This window comes from Type-D symbiont of Plautia stali, from assembly GCF_001485335.1.
Classification (GTDB): Bacteria; Pseudomonadota; Gammaproteobacteria; order Enterobacterales; family Enterobacteriaceae; genus Pantoea; species Pantoea vagans_C.
Genome location: NZ_BBOC01000053.1, coordinates 27,220 through 40,647, shown reverse-complemented (window position 1 = coordinate 40,647; position 13,428 = coordinate 27,220). Strand labels below are relative to the sequence as shown.

Annotated in this window: 12 protein-coding genes; 2 read left to right on the top strand and 10 right to left on the bottom strand. The window is 55.1% G+C overall.

Translation table 11 applies throughout. The features are described from left to right. On the top strand, positions 1 to 227 hold a 227-nt coding region (locus PSSD_RS16800), incomplete at its 5' end, for an NUDIX hydrolase (protein WP_500812363.1). A gap of 119 nt (positions 228 to 346) precedes the next feature. On the opposite strand, the gene PSSD_RS16795 is transcribed toward PSSD_RS16800, so the two are convergent. The 8 genes from PSSD_RS16795 to PSSD_RS16760 are packed head-to-tail and all read right to left on the bottom strand — an operon-like array spanning position 347 to position 8,273. Beyond that, positions 347 to 1,309 carry a ribokinase gene (locus PSSD_RS16795; RefSeq protein ID WP_058973010.1) on the bottom strand — a complete coding sequence of 321 codons (963 nt, stop codon included), beginning with the start codon at positions 1,307 to 1,309 and terminating at the stop codon, positions 347 to 349. Next, positions 1,309 to 2,202 carry an allose kinase gene (gene alsK / locus PSSD_RS16790; RefSeq protein ID WP_058973009.1) on the bottom strand — a complete coding sequence of 298 codons (894 nt, stop codon included), beginning with the start codon at positions 2,200 to 2,202 and terminating at the stop codon, positions 1,309 to 1,311. Before alsK ends, PSSD_RS16795 begins: the two co-directional genes overlap by 1 nt. Further along, positions 2,199 to 2,891 (bottom strand): D-allulose 6-phosphate 3-epimerase, encoded by a 693-nt coding sequence (gene alsE, locus PSSD_RS16785; RefSeq protein WP_058973008.1) that lies wholly within the window; start codon positions 2,889 to 2,891, stop codon positions 2,199 to 2,201. The genes alsK and alsE overlap by 4 nt, the downstream gene beginning before the upstream one ends. After that, positions 2,891 to 3,940 carry an ABC transporter permease gene (locus tag PSSD_RS16780; protein WP_058973007.1) on the bottom strand — a complete coding sequence of 350 codons (1,050 nt, stop codon included), beginning with the start codon at positions 3,938 to 3,940 and terminating at the stop codon, positions 2,891 to 2,893. The genes alsE and PSSD_RS16780 overlap by 1 nt, the downstream gene beginning before the upstream one ends. A 16-nt stretch (positions 3,941 to 3,956) precedes the next feature. Further along, positions 3,957 to 4,946: an ABC transporter permease gene (locus PSSD_RS16775; RefSeq protein WP_058973006.1), complete on the bottom strand. Its 990-nt coding sequence runs from the start codon at positions 4,944 to 4,946 to the stop codon at positions 3,957 to 3,959. Then, on the bottom strand, positions 4,939 to 6,444 hold the full coding sequence (locus PSSD_RS16770) for a sugar ABC transporter ATP-binding protein (protein WP_058973012.1): 1,506 nt from the start codon (positions 6,442 to 6,444) through the stop codon (positions 4,939 to 4,941). The genes PSSD_RS16775 and PSSD_RS16770 overlap by 8 nt, the downstream gene beginning before the upstream one ends. A 2-nt stretch (positions 6,445 to 6,446) precedes the next feature. Next, on the bottom strand, positions 6,447 to 7,430 hold the full coding sequence (locus PSSD_RS16765) for a substrate-binding domain-containing protein (protein WP_039329719.1): 984 nt from the start codon (positions 7,428 to 7,430) through the stop codon (positions 6,447 to 6,449). Between the two features lie 12 nt (positions 7,431 to 7,442). Beyond that, positions 7,443 to 8,273 (bottom strand): DeoR/GlpR family DNA-binding transcription regulator, encoded by an 831-nt coding sequence (locus PSSD_RS16760; RefSeq protein WP_039329717.1) that lies wholly within the window; start codon positions 8,271 to 8,273, stop codon positions 7,443 to 7,445. Positions 8,274 to 8,897: 624 nt separating this feature from the next. Between PSSD_RS16760 and PSSD_RS16755 the strand changes: the two genes are divergently transcribed. Next, on the top strand, positions 8,898 to 9,971 hold the full coding sequence (locus PSSD_RS16755; RefSeq protein ID WP_058973005.1) for a DUF1176 domain-containing protein: 1,074 nt from the start codon (positions 8,898 to 8,900) through the stop codon (positions 9,969 to 9,971). An 88-nt stretch (positions 9,972 to 10,059) separates the two neighbouring features. Here the strand turns inward: PSSD_RS16755 and ampH are convergent, their stop codons facing one another. Next, a complete protein-coding gene (gene ampH, locus PSSD_RS16750) occupies positions 10,060 to 11,229 on the bottom strand; it encodes a D-alanyl-D-alanine-carboxypeptidase/endopeptidase AmpH (protein WP_058973004.1) in 1,170 nt (389 codons plus the stop codon). Positions 11,230 to 11,374: 145 nt separating this feature from the next. Next, positions 11,375 to 13,384, bottom strand: coding sequence for a transketolase (tkt, locus tag PSSD_RS16745; RefSeq protein WP_058973003.1), 2,010 nt, complete (start codon positions 13,382 to 13,384; stop codon positions 11,375 to 11,377). Between the last annotated feature and the right edge of the window lie 44 nt (positions 13,385 to 13,428).

Here is a 13,428-nt window from a genome sequence, read left to right as displayed (position 1 = left end):
CCTATATGTCGCCAGGTGGCGTGACGGAGATTGTCCAATTCTTTGCGGCCGAGTACAGCGATGCGATGCGCACCCATGAAGGCGGTGGCGTCGAGGATGAGGAGATCACGGTACTGGAATTACCGTTCCCGCAGGCGCTGGCGATGGTGAAAGAGGGCCGTATCCAGGACGGAAAAGCAATCATGCTGTTGCAGCATGCGCAAATTGCGGGTTGGTTGAAAGCGTAAAGGGTGCGGTGATTGACCTGATCAGTATAAATGCCGTCAATACCCGGGTGCGGTGATTAACCAGGTCGGCATAAATGCCGACCCTACGGACGCTGTAGTGTGCGCATTTATGCGCACCGTTACACGCAAACGGCTAACGGTTCTGGCACACACTCCGGATGTGCCTGCATACGCGCCAACGCTTCGGCGTAAGAAGGCATTGAATTCGCCGCTCCTGAACGCTCCACACACAGTGAAGCATAGGCAGAAGCAAACAGCGCCGCCTGCGGTAGCTCATCACCGGACGCCAGCCGTGCCGCCAGTGCGCCGTTGAACGCATCGCCCGCGCCGGTGGTATCCAGCGGCTGTGCCGGGAACAGCGGAATGCGCAGCGGCGCTTGCTCTGCGTTGGAAAGCAGTGCGCCGGCCATACCCAAGGTAATAATCACCTGACGTGCGCCTTTACGATGCAGCACCTCAGCGGCTTGCTGCGCGCTGGCGAAATCGGTGACTTTCACTCCGGTGATTTGCATCGCTTCGGTGCTGTTTGGCGTCAGCAAATCCACTTTCGCCAGCAATGAGTCACTCACTTTTTGCCATGGCGCAGGGTTTAAAATCACAAAAGTGCCACCTGCACGCGCATTATCAATCATGCGCTGGATGGCGCTGAGGTTGTTCTCCAGCTGAACCAGCAGAATATCGGCGGCGGCAACGGTGGGCTGGCAGCGTGACACTTCAGCGGCACTCACCGTGGTGTTAGCGCCGGGATACACCGAAATCATATTCTCGGCATCATTACCCGCCACGTAAATCAGGGCGTTACCGGTCGGTTTCTCTTTGCAGGTAAACAGCGTAATGGCATCAAAGCCGGTTTTTTCTAAGTGACGACGCGCAAAGGTGCCGAAATCATCGTTCCCCACTTTGCCGATGTAGTGCACGCGCGCCCCGGCGCGCAGGGCAGCAGTGGCCTGGTTTGCGCCTTTACCGCCGGGTCCCATCATACTCTGGTGGGCCGTCAAGGATTCACCCGGCATCGGGAAACGGTTCATCACCGCGACAACGTCGAGGTTGAATGAGCCAAACACACACACTTTTCCTTTCATCATGCACTCCTGAACAGGCGTTCTGCGGCCAGACAGGCGCCGCGACAGCCGGTGTGATCGGTGGATTGACTGAACACAATCTTCAAATTATCACGCGTGGCAGGTGGACGCAGATGCTGCTGAACCTGGCTGCGTAGCTGCGCCAACGGGAAATCTGCCATCGCCAACACGCCGCCGCCCAAAATCAAGTATTCCGGATCGAGAATGTTCATCTCGGTGGCAATCAGCTGCGCCAGACGATAAACGAACGCCTGCAGTTCAGGATGATCGCCATGCTGGGTAAACAGCACAGACATATCGGTTTGTGGCACGTTGGCCTTCGCCCATTGGCTCAGCCAGTGGCCTGACGTCAACGTCTCTGCACAACCCCGGTTGCCGCACGGGCAGGGGAGATCGTTACCGGCGATCGGTACGTGTCCCAGCTCACCCGCGCCGCCGTGCTGACCGTGGTAAAACTGGCCGTTGATCCACAGGCTGTTGCCCATGCCGGTGCCAGGATAGAGGCCGACGGCGATATCCGGTAACTGCTCCAGCTGCATCAAATCCCACATCATCAGATGATTGACGTCTTTATCCATCGCCACCGGCACGCCAAGGCGTTCAGTGAGGATGGCGGCAACTGGCTGGTGATCAAGCGCCTGGATAAAGGGCAGCGAGATCACCTGCCGACGGTCACGGCTGAGAATGCCCGGCAAGCCCAGCATCACGCCGTTCACCGGCTGTTGCTCTAACGTCTCGCCGATTAACTGCCCGAGTGCCGACAGGGCATCGGGTTGCTGCGCCCAGCTGGCCGTCGGCACTTTGCGGAAGCTGGACCATTCGCGTCCCTCTTCCATCAGTTGCAGACGTGTGCCGGTGCCGCCAATGTCGATACCGAGCCAGCGTTTTTTCATGCGGACACCTTGCTCAGGCCCTGCGCTTCATCAATGCTGTCGCGCATCATGTCCCAGGCGGTCGCCAGATCGTTGTGAATATTGAACAGGCCAGAGGTGCCGACAATCAGCACTTCCGCGCCCGCACCCACCAGGGTGTTATAAGTGCGGATGTTACAGGAGCCGTCGATCTCAATCAGATATTTATGGCCGTGCTGCTGCTTCAGAGCTTTCAACTCCTGCACTTTCGCCACCATCTCCGGGATAAACGGCTGGCCTGCATAGCCAGGATCAACGGTCATCACGGTGATCTTATCCAGCAGGTGAATGTAGTGGTGGATAAACGACACCGGAGTCGCCGGGTTCAGCACCACACCCACTTTCTTGCCGAAACTGCGAATCAGGTTAATCACGCGGAACGCATCACGGTTGATGGTTTCGGCGTGCGGGCAGATGTAGTCTGCGCCGGCTTTGGCAATCACGTCGATGAAATCAGTCGGGTGTTCCACCATCAGATGAACATCCAGCGCCACTTTGGTGTGTGGACGAATCTGTTCAATAAAGAACGGCGACAGCGTGATGTTCTTAACGTAATGACCGTCCATGATGTCGATGTGAAGGAAGTCCGCGCGGGAGTCCAGCACTTCTAACTGGTGCTTGATCTCCATCAGATTCATACACATCAACGACGGGGAGACTTGAATACGCATCATACTTCCTTCTTTTCGGTCAAAGGGTTAAGGGCCGCGGCTAACTTGCTGAGCTTTACGGCGCGATGTTCATTAAAACGAGCTTTAAATTGTTTGAAGGCCAGCACGACAATCAGCACGGCACCCCACATCGCCAGGCTGACATGCTGGCTGATGTTCATCAGGTTGAATCCAGTGGAGAGTACTTGCAGCGCAATCAGCGCCAGTACCACACCGGTGACGCGACCAAAACCGCCGTTCGGGTCGGTGCCGCCGAGAATAATCGCCAGTACCGTCAGCAGCAGGTAAGCATCGCCGTAACCCATGCGGGCCGAGTTAAAGCGCGCCATCATGATTAATCCGGCCAGCACACACAGCAGGCTGGAGATCACGTACACCAGAATCACCATGCGGTGGGTATTGATGCCGCTGAACCAGGTGGCGTTGATATTGCTGCCGCCCATATAGATGCATTTACCGGCACGAGTTTTGCCTAAGAACAGCGCCAGCAGCGCAGCGGCAACCAGAAATACCCACAGTGGCAGCGGCATACCCAGCAAGGTGTTGGAGCCGAGCGCTTGCACAATCGAAGGCATACCGCTGACGGCTGCGCCTTTGGTCAGCCAGATACCGATGCCGTTGAGTGTCATCATGGTCGCCAGCGTCACCAGAATCGGGTGAGCACCAATCCGCGTCACCATCACACCGGTAATTACGCCGATGAAGGCAGCAATCACCATCGCGCCGATGATGGCGATAAACAGCCACAGCAGTTGCTGGCCAGTGCCTGCATCGGCGGGCAGGGCGCTCATCAGCGTCCAGGCGATGAACAGCGCGGTCAGGTTAGCGGTGGCGATGATCGCCAGATTCAAACCGCCGCTGAGAATGGCAATAAACATCGCCAGCGTAAGCAAGCCGAGTTCTGGCAACTGGAACGCCATACTCATAAAGGTGGAGTCCGTCATAAAACGACCCGGCAACATGATGGTGAAGATCGCCAGCGCCAGCGCAATCAGTAACATCAGGCCGATATTGGTGCCGTCCGGACGCAGAGAGGAGAGTGATTTCATATGCATGCCCTTTCGGTCAGACGAAACTGACGTCAGTTTCTTTACGTTTTTTGTAGTGCGTCACGGCAATCGCCACCATGATCACGCCGCCGACGACGATGTTCATGAAGTAGTTCGAGACGCCAATCAGGTTGAGGCCGTTCTTCAGGATGGCGATCAGGAACACACCCATCAGCGTGCCGCTCACCGTGCCTTTGCCGCCCATCAGGCTGGCACCGCCAAGCACTGTGGCTGCCAGAACATCTAACTCGCCGCCAACTAACGCATTCGGCACCACTTCCCCCATACGATACACCTGCACCAGCCCGCCAATTGCGGCCATCGCACCCAGCCAGCCGTAGGCGAAGACGTGAATCAGACCGACGCGGATGCCGATGCGACGGGCAGATTCAGCATCGCCTCCCACCGCATACAGCTGACGGCCGAGGTTGGTTTTGTTCAGCAGCAGCGCGGTCAGCCCGGCAATCACCAGCATGGTGACCAGCGGCAATCCAATCTGGAAACTGTTGCCCTGCCAGGTAAAAGGCAGCACGCTGCGCAGGGTGATCCACCAGTCCGGCAGTGAGTAGAGGCTTTTTCCGCCGGTGACCCACATCAACAAACCAAACAGCAGCGACTGCATACTGATGGTGATGATGATCGACACCACGCGCAGTGAGGTAATCAGCAGGGCGTTGATCACCCCGAACAGCGTGCCGCACACAATTGCCAGCAGAATGCTTAGCAGGGCGTTATCAAACTGGAACTGCACAAACAGCGTGGCGATCAGGTATTGCACCACCGATGCCACCGCCGCGAACGAGATATCGATGCCGCCGGTGACCAGCACCAAAAACAGCCCGAGGGCAAAGATGCCGGTGACGGCATAGCTTTCGGCCAGATCCAGCAGGTTCTGCACCGTCAGAAATTGATCGCTGGCCACCGAGAAGAACAGGATGAAAGCCAGCAGTACCCACGCCAGCCAGCCTTGGCTGGAGTGCGGGCGTAAACGAGAAAAATCAGGCATTGATCACCTCCGCCAGCTGATGTTGCTCAACGGTATCGGGTTGGTATTCGGCATGAATGGTGCCATCACGGAAGTGCAGAATGCGGTCGCAGTTGTACCAAACCTCAGGCACTTCATCGGAAATCAGAATGATCGACAGACCTTCTTTCGCCAGCTCATGGATAAGTTGATAAATGCTGGCTTTGGCACCGACGTCGACGCCCACGGTCGGGGAATCAAGGATCAGGATGCGCGGCTGCGTGAGCACCCATTTCGCCAGCACGATCTTTTGCTGGTTACCGCCAGACAGGGTAGAGATCGCCAGATTGGGATCGGCCACGCGCACGCCGAGCTGTTGAATCCATTGCAGGATCAGCTTGTTTTTGCGGTATTCGTCGATGATGTGGAAACGGTTTTGCAGCTTATCGAGGATCGGCAGCACCATGTTGTCGGCTACCGACTGCTGCTGGACCAAGCCCAGCGTCAAGCGGTCTTCGGAGACATAACCGATGCCCGCTTTGATGGCATCTTCATGACCACGGAAGCGCACCGGCTTGCTATCGAGCCAGATTTTGCCGCTGTCCGGTTTGGTCATGCCAAACAGTGAGAGTGCCAGTTCGGTGCGGCCGGAGCCAAGCAGACCACACAGGCCCAGAACTTCGCCTTGATAGAGTTTGAAATTGACGTCGTGATACTGTCCGGCACGGGTCAGATTATCCACTTCAAGAATGGCACGGTCGGCATTGCGGGTTGGCGCTTTCAGCTGATAGTCGAGTTTCAGACCGGTCATCAGTTCGGTGAGATGGTGTGGCGTCATCTCTTTGGCTGGCCAGCAACCCATTTTGCGCCCGTCACGGATCACCGTCACGCGGTCGGAAATTTCTAACACTTCATCCAGACGGTGACTAACAAACACCACACAGATGTTTTTGTCTTTCAGATAACGCACGGTGCGCAGCAACTGATTCACCTCGGTACGGGTGAGAGAAGCCGTTGGCTCATCCATGATCACCAGACGCGCATCGGCGACCAGTGCCCGGCATATCGCCACCTGCTGGCGGGCCGCAATCGACAGCGCCGAGACTTTCTCATCCAGATCGAGGTCAAACTTGAGTTCTTCAATAATGCGCGCAGCGGTCTCGCGCAGCTTCGCTTTGCGATGCCAGCCGAGCAGGCCATTGAGGTTATGCTCAAAGGCGATGTTCTCGGCCACGCTGAGATTGGGGAACAGTGACAGGTCCTGGTAAATCACCTGGATGCCGAAGTCACGCGCCTGACGGGTGGTCAGACGCGGGAAGCTGGGACCCTCACCCAGTGTGATGCGGCTGCCACTGTCCGGGGCATGTACCCCGGAAATGACTTTGATTAAGGTGCTCTTGCCACAGCCGTTGGTGCCAGCGAGACAGTGCACTTCGCCAGCCAACAGGCTTAGCGAGATATCGCTCAGTGCGCGGTTGCCACCAAATGTTTTCGACAGGTTGTCGAGCGCAATCAGCGTCTGTGGGGTCACCTCTTTCATCATTACAGCCCCATTTTCACCAGTTTTGGCAGGTTTTCTTTGTCCAGGCTTTCGGTGTTGTTACCGAGGATGGTGTGTGTCGCCTCGTCAACTTTCACTTTGCCCAGCCCCTCGATGGTCATGCCATCGGTGATTGGCTCTTTCTTCTGCATCATGTCGGCGATACGGATAAACACTTCACCGGCGGTTTCTGGGTTCCAGATGTAGCCACCTTTAATCGCACCACGCTGCACCAGCGAAGCACCCTGACCTGGGCTAAAGGCACCAATCACGCACACCTGATCGATTTTGTTGCGGTTCATCACCGCGCGACCGGCACCAATCGGGCCTTGAGAACCAAACGCCATGATGCCTTTCAGATCCGGGTACTTGGACATCAGCTCATTGGTGGTACGAATCGAGTCATCCAGCGATTCGCCCACGCCGAATTTGTCGGTCACCATCTGCATTTTTGGATAGTGCTCTTTCTGGTAATTCAGTGCGGCATCGGTCCACTGTTGATGCAATGGCACGGTCAGGCTGCCGACGTACATGGCGTATTTGCCTTCCTCATGCATGCATTTCGCCAGAGCTTTCATATGGTTGATGCCGTGGGTTGGCGCATCCACCAGTTCGAAGTCCCAGTTGGCCCCTTTCTGATCGGGTGATTCGTGGGTGATGACCTGAATTCCGGCTTCACGTGCGCGTTTCAGCACCGGCTCCAGCACTTTCGGGTCATTTGGCACCACGCCGATGATGTCGACTTTCTGCGCGATCAAATCCTCAATAGCACGCACCTGTAACGCCGGGTCCGCAGCCGTTGGGCCCACCATCCATGCATCAATGCCGCGTTTCGCTGCTTCACTTTTGATGCCCGCTTCCATGGCGTTGAACCAGGGAATACCGCCAATTTTCACCACGATGCCCATGCGCAATTTATCGGCAGCGTGCGCGCCAGTGGCGGCAAACAGGGCGAGGAGAGAACAGGCGATAAGATGTTTTTTCATAAAGACTCCGAATTAATTTTTTATTAGCTGCATTGAATTGGTGCGCTGTGAGCAATCAATAATATTGACGCCGTTCCAGGCTAATTCTTGTTCCAGCTCTTTGTCTTTTATTTGGTCAGTGATGAGAAAGTCCACATCGCGATAATGACAAATACGCGCGAATGAGGGTCGCAGAAATTTACTGGCGTCCAGCAACAGATGTTTTCTTTCTGCTGCTAATAGCATTTGCTGTTTTAAATGTGCGTTGTTTTCGTTACCTTCACGTAAATAACCGTCATTGCCTAAACTGCTACAGGAAAAAAAGATCTTATTGATCTGGAATTCCCGTAAAGGCTGCTCAGCGACCACGCCATGGAAATCTTCATAACGGTCAGAATACTCTCCCCCTAAGCAGATGGTGCGGATGCTGCCGCGTGCGGCAAGGGTCTGCACGATTCTGATAGAGTTGGTTAACACCGTTAATTCAATATCCGGTAGCTGTCGCGCTAAATACCAGCAAGTGGTGCTACTGTCGAGTAATATACAATCGCCGGGGCTGATGAAATCGAGTGCACGTTTGGCTATCGCCATTTTTGCATCTACATGTTCATTCATTCTCTGGCGGAAAGATAATTCATACTCGTTAACACCTCTCGTATTCCCCTGAATGTTAGCGGCTTGTCGTTTTGCTGGTACTGCACCGCCGTGGCTACGTTGCAACAGCCCACGTTTCTCCAGCTGAGTTAAATCACGACGAATGGTTTCCTGAGAAACCTGACATAACGTGACTAATTCAGCGACAATAACCCGACCATTTAAATTAAGTTCGTCAATAATTCGCTGCTGTCTTTCAATCGGCAACATAACTGCCCTCCGATGGTGATAAATTACTGGATACCGCAGCGGGAAAATGTGGACTGCGCACGAGTCCACAGTGCCCAAATTGCCCGGCGGTGTTTGAGTGATGTGATTCAAGTTTTTATGTAAATCAAATCTTAAATTTTCATGTTAAGTGAGATCTGATTCACATAAATACGCGTATAAGCGCTCAATGAAGGGATCGGTAGCCAACAACTATTACCGCGGTAAAACACCTTAACATGACCGGATGTGACCGTTTGTGTGTATTTGACCGATTTGTGATCCCAACATAATTATGTTGTTTACCGAAGCGGTGCGATTCATCACGCGGTTTTTAACGGTGTGCTGATGACAAATGCGCAATGCATTGCGCCGCTACCTCTCTTTAGATCCTCTATTGGCGGACATCACCTGCACTGTCCGCAATAGTCCGACGAATCCGATTGAGCAGAATTCGATCGAAAAGGATGATGAAGGTGTTACGTCATCCAGCCTTAGAGCGCCTCAGGCGACGGCTTTTTCAGCAGTTAACCTTACTTTTCGGGCCAGCTCACAGTTTGGGCCTGCTGACAGCGTTGCCGTTGCGCTATGATTTTCTTTCCAGGAATTTGGGGACCGGTTTTTTTAATGTCGTATTGGATGAAGTCGCTGCTTTTGTTGCCTTTTATGTTTGTCGCGTGCGTTCAGGCTGAGCCACTGCAAAAGTCATTTTCTGACTGGCAGCTCACCTGCAACAACGCGGCTTTTTGCGTGGCGCGCAGCTTTCCCGGTGACAACGGATTAGTGATGACCGTCTCACGTCATGCTGGCGTTAACGATCGCCCGCTTCTGCGCATTGATTACGGCAGCGGATACAGTGGCGAACTGCCCGGCGGTACACTGAAAGATAACCTGCTGCTGGATCAGCGTCGCTTGACGCCAGACCTTAAACACTGGTCAGTTGAACCGCACCATCTGGCCACCAGCAATGCCGTTGCCATTGACGAGTTTCTGGCACAAACGCTGGATGCCAACAATCTTCAGCTGACCTATCAAGCCAAAGCCACCATTCCTTTAAGCGGCATGAAAGCGGCACTGCTATTGATGGATGAAGTGCAGGGCAGGGTGAACGGTGGCAGTGCCTGGGTGAAGCGGGGAGATCGGTCGCAGTGGGATGTACCGCCGCCACCTCAGCCACCTCAATTGCCCACTCCGTTACCGCAACCCGCGCCACTGACCCAAGAGGAAACCGCCGGGTTAATTGACTATGGCACCTGGCGCGTCAATACCGATAACTGCTCGCTCGATCCGCTGCGGCGAGAAGTGACGGTGGCACCGCTCACCGACACCAAAGCGTTGATCTTAGTCAGCTGCGAAACCGGCGCTTACAACGTGATTGATCTGGTGTTTGAAGTGACGCGCAGCCAGCCTTATGTGGCGCGCGGATTGATGCTGAACTTGCCCTTTACGCCGCCATCACGCAGCGATAATCAGTTGGAGTTGGTTAACGCAGAGTTCGATGCCAGCAGTGGCCTGCTGTACACCTTCAGTAAAGGGCGTGGTTTGGGAGACTGCGGCGTAGCGACCCGTTGGCAGTTCGATGGCAACGAATTTGTGCTGGCCGAGTATGCCGAAGAGAAAATCTGCGATGCCTGGCATAGCAGTGAAGACTGGCCAACGTTGTGGGTTAGCCAGTCGCAGAATGCGGTTCAGTCGCGTTAAAGCTGTTCGGTGCGCATAAATGCGCACCCTACGAAAAACCGCCTACTTTTGTAGGGGCGCCATTTATGGCGACCGAAAGACACATTTATTAACGAATCGCTTGCACCGTCATCGGTGAGCCGTTCTGGTTACCAACCAGTTCGGCCAGCAGGTTATTCACGCCATCACTCATCGGGGTAAAGCGTGACAACGGTGAACGCGTCACCACCACAAACACCCCAACATTGTTCTGCGGCACCATCGCCATATAGGTAATGAAGCCACCGCCGCCGCCGGTTTTCTCGATGATGCCAGGACGGCCCTCTTTTGGCCCCATATAAACCCAGCCCATGCCTAACGCATCGGCGCGTCCTGGCACATCCATGCCTTCGACTTTGGTCAGTTGATCGCGGCGATAAATCAGCGTTTGCAAACGATCAATCTGTGGCGTGCGATGATTGACTGCCGAGTTCAGGAACTGCTGCATCCAACGGCCCATGTCATCAGGTGTCGAGTAAACGCCACCGCTGCCCACCGCTGCCAGTGTGTTATTACAAGGACTGGCCCCTTTTTCCGGGATCATCAGACGTTGGCATTGATCCGGTGACGGAGTAAAGGTGGTGTCTTTCATGCCCAGTGGGCGCGTCACCAACTGCTGCAACAGCGCTGGGTAGGGCATCCCGCCGGCTTTCGACAAGGCATCGCCCAGCAGATCAAAACCGAGATTAGAATAGGCCGCCTGAGTGCCTGGCGTCGCCTTCAACTCGGCACCACGCAGCCATTGCCAACGGTCGGCTTTGGTTGGCCAGACAAATACCGGACGATGCGGTTTGCCGCCTGGCTGTTCGCGCGGCAGGCTGCCGGTGTGGGTGGCAAGATTGATCAGGCGAATCGGCTGGCCGTTATAACTTGGGACACGTGCGCCAGGAGGCGCATATTTACTCAGCGGATCGTCAAGACGGATCTGACCGCGCTCGGCCATCTTCACCATCACTTCGCTGGTCATCAACTTACTCAATGAAGCAATGCGAATCACTGAATCAAGCTGGGGGCGGACATTATTGCCGGGGCTGGTATCACCAAAGCTGGCGAACACGCGCTGATTGCCATCAATCGCCACCAACGCCATACCAGTTGCACCGCTGCCATAGAAAATGTGCTCGGCATAACGATCAACGATCTGAGAGGCCAGCAGCGGATCGGCGGCGGTCTGCGCCATGCTTTTTAATGGAAGCACTGAAACCATTAAGGCCAGTAAAAAGGGAGTACGTTTTTTCAACGGGAAAGCGTCCGCAACAGGAATCGGAGGAAAGCCTATAGTAATCAGTTTGCGCGGTGCGGGAAGGGGGAAAGTGGGATTTTTTTCTGTATCAGGCTGTGATCAAAAAACGGCCCATACGTTGGTAAACGCAGGGCCGAATCGATTAGTGCGGCTTGAGTAATGCTTCGGTGTGGCTCACGATATTTTCCACGGTAAAGCCAAACTCCGCGAACAGCTTACCGGCGGGTGCGGACTCCCCGAAGGTGGTCATCCCGACAATCGCGCCATCCAGACCGACATATTTGAACCAGTAATCGGCGATGCCCGCTTCAACGGCCACGCGCGCTTTCACGCTCGAAGGTAGCACGGATTCACGGTAGGCCACGTCCTGCTTATCAAACACATCCGTGCTTGGCAGCGAAACCACGCGGATTTTATGGCCGTTAGCGCCCAGTTTATCCGCTGCACCCAAGGCGATTTCAATTTCGGAACCGGTGGCAATAATGATGGCTTCCGGCGTGCCGTCACAATCCTGCAGCACATAACCCCCTTTGGCGATATCAGCCACCTGGGTCTTGCTCCGCTCAGGTTGCAGCAGATTCTGCCGTGACAGAATCAGCGCTGTCGGGCCATGGTGACGCTCGACGGCCGCTTTCCATGCCACGGCGGTTTCTACCTGATCACAAGGACGCCAGACGCTCATATTCGGCGTGACACGCAGGCTGGCGAGTTGCTCAACTGGCTGGTGTGTTGGGCCATCTTCACCCAAACCGATCGAGTCATGGGTATAGACCAGCACCTGGCGCGCCTTCATCAATGCGGCCATGCGCACGGCGTTACGCGCGTACTCAACAAACATCAGGAAGGTGGCGGTATAAGGAATAAAGCCGCCGTGTACGGCAATCCCGTTGCCAATGGCCGTCATACCAAACTCACGCACGCCGTAGTGAATGTAGTTACCGGCAATATCCTCTTTGATCGATTTCGAGCCAGACCAGATAGTGAGGTTACTCGGCGCGAGGTCAGCGGAGCCACCCATCAGCTCAGGCAGCAGTTTGCCATAAACTTCCAGGGTGTTTTGCGAGGCTTTGCGGCTGGCAATTTTTTGCGGATTCGCCTGTAGCTGCTCGACAAAAGCCTGAGTTTCATCTGCCCACCTGGCGGGCATACCGCCGTCGAGGCGGCGGCTGAACTCTTTAGCGAGATCCGGGTGTGCAGCCTGATAGGCCGCGAATTTCTCATCCCAGGCTTTTTCTCGCTGATTGCCAGCTTCTTTCGCATCCCATTGCTGGTAGATCTCTTTCGGAATTTCAAACGGGGGATAATGCCAACCCAGTTTCTGGCGCGTTAACGCCACTTCCTGCTCACCCAGCGCCGCGCCGTGCGACTCTTCTTTACCGGCTTTGTTCGGCGAGCCAAATCCGATGATGGTGCGGCAGATAATCAGAGACGGTTTGTCCGTGACACTCTGCGCCTCTTTAATGGCTGCGGCGATGGCCTCTGGGTCGTGTCCGTCAATCCCTTCGGCACTGCCGACTACGTGCCAGTTGTAGGCTTCAAAGCGCTTGTGGGTGTCATCGGTGAACCAGCCTTCGGTTTCACCATCAATCGAGATGCCGTTGTGATCATAGAAGCCAATCAGTTTGCCGAGGCCAAGGGTGCCCGCCAGTGAACTGACTTCGTGCGAGATGCCCTCCATCAGGCATCCATCGCCCATAAACACATAGGTGTAGTGATCGACAATGTCGTGACCAGGGCGGTTAAATTGTGCCGCCAGCGTGCGTTCGGCAATCGCCATGCCCACCGCATTGGCGAGGCCCTGACCGAGCGGTCCGGTGGTGGTTTCAATGCCTGGCGTATAGCCCAGCTCTGGGTGACCCGGTGTTTTCGAATGCAACTGGCGGAAGTTTTTCAGCTCTTCCATTGGCAGGTCATAACCGGTGAGGTGCAGCAAACTGTATTGCAACATCGAACCGTGGCCGTTGGAGAGAATGAAGCGGTCGCGGTCAGCCCACGCCGGGTTATTAGGGTTGTGTTTCAGGACATCGCGCCATAACACTTCAGCGATATCCGCCATCCCCATCGGCATGCCAGGGTGACCTGAATTTGCTTTTTGTACCGCATCCATACTCAAAGCACGAATCGCGTTAGCCAACTCTCTGCGTGAAGACATAGGGTACTCCGTTTTGATTGGGCAATTGAGGACGAGCAGACGCT